Source organism: Stenotrophomonas sp. Ste86 (assembly GCF_024519465.1).
GTDB lineage: Bacteria > Pseudomonadota > Gammaproteobacteria > Xanthomonadales > Xanthomonadaceae > Stenotrophomonas.
The window spans coordinates 37,501-40,953 of sequence record NZ_JALJRW010000030.1 but is presented as its reverse complement, the minus strand read 5'-3'; the positions used below and the strand labels follow the sequence as shown (position 1 = coordinate 40,953).

Annotated in this window: 1 tRNA gene and 2 rRNA genes (1 of these 3 only partly in view); all 3 read right to left on the bottom strand. The window is 53.1% G+C overall.

Annotated elements, in window-relative coordinates:
• Positions 1–25: 25 nt before the first annotated feature.
• Positions 26–140, bottom strand: a 5S ribosomal RNA gene (gene rrf / locus NR101_RS17985).
• A gap of 169 nt (positions 141–309) precedes the next feature.
• Positions 310–3,190, bottom strand: a 23S ribosomal RNA gene (locus NR101_RS17980).
• 228 nt (positions 3,191–3,418) lie between these two features.
• Positions 3,419–3,453 (bottom strand) — tRNA-Ile (locus NR101_RS17975); it runs 42 nt beyond the window's last position.

The window sequence follows — 3,453 nt, the reverse complement described above, 5'->3', positions numbered from 1 at the left end:
GAGCAGCGGGGTTTTTGGGTATAAACCCTGGCGATGACCTACTCTCGCATGGCTTGAGCCACACTACCATCGGCGCAGCTGCGTTTCACTTCCGAGTTCGGGATGGGATCGGGTGGTTCCACAGCGCTAATTTCACCAGGGAGGCTTTTGGAGTGTCGCCGCAGGTCGTGTCTTTGCAGGGAGCGGGCACGGATGTGCCGGCTTTACAAAGAGACGCGCCTGAGCGCCTGCCTCTCGTTTGGTCTTGTGACGTAGCGTGCACTTGGGCTCTATCGACATGTCATGTCGGCCAAGGCAACTTGAGGTTATATGGTCAAGCCACACGGATCATTAGTATCAGTTAGCTCAATACATTGCTGTACTTACACACCTGACCTATCAACCACATAGTCTATATGGTTCCTTCAGGGGGCTTGTGCCCCGGGAGATCTCATCTTGAGGCGCGCTTCCCGCTTAGATGCTTTCAGCGGTTATCGCTTCCGAACATAGCTACCCGGCAATGCCACTGGCGTGACAACCGGAACACCAGAGGTTCGTCCACTCCGGTCCTCTCGTACTAGGAGCAGCCCCTCTCAAATCTCCAACGCCCATGGCAGATAGGGACCGAACTGTCTCACGACGTTCTGAACCCAGCTCGCGTACCACTTTAAATGGCGAACAGCCATACCCTTGGGACCGACTACAGCCCCAGGATGTGATGAGCCGACATCGAGGTGCCAAACACCGCCGTCGATATGAACTCTTGGGCGGTATCAGCCTGTTATCCCCGGAGTACCTTTTATCCGTTGAGCGATGGCCCTTCCATACAGAACCACCGGATCACTAAGTCCTAGTTTCCTACCTGCTTGATCCGTCGATCTTGCAGTCAAGCACGCTTATGCCTTTGCACACAGTGCGCGATGTCCGACCGCGCTGAGCGTACCTTCGAGCTCCTCCGTTACTCTTTAGGAGGAGACCGCCCCAGTCAAACTACCCACCATACACGGTCCCCGATCCAGATTATGGACCTAGGTTAGAACGTCAAGCACGACAGGGTGGTATTTCAAGGATGGCTCCACTGCAGCTAGCGCCACAGTTTCATAGCCTCCCACCTATCCTACACAGACGAACTCAACGTTCAGTGTAAAGCTATAGTAAAGGTTCACGGGGTCTTTCCGTCTTGCCACGGGAACGCTGCATCTTCACAGCGATTTCAATTTCACTGAGTCTCGGGTGGAGACAGCGCCGCTGTCGTTACGCCATTCGTGCAGGTCGGAACTTACCCGACAAGGAATTTCGCTACCTTAGGACCGTTATAGTTACGGCCGCCGTTTACTGGGGCTTCGATCAAGAGCTTCGCCTTGCGGCTGACCCCATCAATTAACCTTCCAGCACCGGGCAGGCGTCACACCCTATACGTCCACTTTCGTGTTTGCAGAGTGCTGTGTTTTTGATAAACAGTCGCAGCGGCCTGGTTTCTGCGGCCCTCTTCAGCTATAGCTCGCATGAGCCACCAAAAAGGGCGCACCTTCTCCCGAAGTTACGGTGCCATGTTGCCTAGTTCCTTCACCCGAGTTCTCTCAAGCGCCTGAGAATTCTCATCCTACCCACCTGTGTCGGTTTACGGTACGGTCTGCGTAAGCTGAAGCTTAGGAGCTTTTCCTGGAAGCGTGGTATCAGTGACTTCGCCTTAAAGGCTCGTCTCGGTGCTCGGTCTTGAAGAATCCCGGATTTGCCAAAGATTCAAACCTACCTCCTTTCCCCCGGACAACCAACGCCGGGTACACCTAACCTTCTCCGTCCCTCCATCGCACTTACGCGAGGTGCAGGAATATTAACCTGCTTCCCATCGACTACGACTTTCGTCCTCGCCTTAGGGGCCGACTCACCCTGCGCCGATTAACGTTGCGCAAGGAAACCTTGGGCTTTCGGCGTGCGGGTTTTTCACCCGCATTATCGTTACTCATGTCAGCATTCGCACTTCCGATACCTCCAGCAGACTTCTCAATCCACCTTCAACGGCTTACGGAACGCTCCTCTACCGCGTACATATAAATATGCACACCCCAAGCTTCGGTTCACTGCTTAGCCCCGTTAAATCTTCCCCGCAGACCGACTCGACCAGTGAGCTATTACGCTTTCTTTAAAGGGTGGCTGCTTCTAAGCCAACCTCCTGGCTGTCTGTGCCTTTCCACATGGTTTTCCACTTAGCAGTGAATTTGGGACCTTAGCTGTGGGTCTGGGTTGTTTCCCTTTTCACGACGGACGTTAGCACCCGCCGTGTGTCTCCCATACAGTCCGTCTCGGTATTCGGAGTTTGCAATGGTTTGGTAAGTCGCGATGACCCCCTAGCCATAACAGTGCTCTACCCCCGAGAGGATACATATGAGGCGCTACCTAAATAGCTTTCGAGGAGAACCAGCTATCTCCGGGTTCGATTAGCTTTTCACTCCTAATCACAGCTCATCCCCGTCTTTTGCAACAGACGTGGGTTCGGGCCTCCAGTACCTGTTACGGCACCTTCACCCTGGCCATGACTAGATCACCCGGTTTCGGGTCTACTGCCCGCGACTATGCGCCCTTATCAGACTCGGTTTCCCTTCGCCTCCCCTATACGGTTAAGCTTGCCACGAACAGTAAGTCGCTGACCCATTATACAAAAGGTACGCAGTCACCCCTTGCGAGGCTCCTACTGCTTGTACGCACACGGTTTCAGGATCTATTTCACTCCCCTCTCCGGGGTTCTTTTCGCCTTTCCCTCACGGTACTGGTTCACTATCGGTCGGTCAGTAGTATTTAGCCTTGGAGGATGGTCCCCCCATGTTCAGACAGGGTTTCACGTGCCCCGCCCTACTCGTCTTCACTGGAGTGGCCCTTTTAAATACAGGGCTATCACCTTCTATGGCCAGCCGTTCCAGGCTGTTTTTCTAGAACCATTCCAGCTTAAGGGCTAGTCCCCGTTCGCTCGTCGCTACTCAGGGAATCTCGGTTGATTTCTTTTCCTCTGGTTACTTAGATATTTCAGTTCACCAGGTTCGCTTCCAGCAGCTATGTATTCACTGCAGGATACCCGCAAGCGGGTGGGTTTCCCCATTCGGACATTACCGGATCAAAGCTTGTTGCCAGCTCCCCGATACTTTTCGCAGGCTGCCACGTCCTTCATCGCCTCTGACCGCCAAGGCATCCACCGTGTGCGCTTATTCGCTTGACCATATAACCTCAAGTTGCCTTGGGTTACATATATGACCTGGGGGTACAAAGCCCAGATACGAAATATAACGACTCAATTAATAAGAAGACATTTAAGTCTTCCGCCTTAGCCTCACGACACGTCAAGATAGAATCTCAAACGCTCGCTACGTCACAAGTTTTAAAAGAACACGTACCGGCCACAATGCCGATGCGTAATAAATTCTTTGTATGCGCTAGTCATTCAGAGTGGTGGGTCTGGGTAGACTCGAACTACCGACCTCA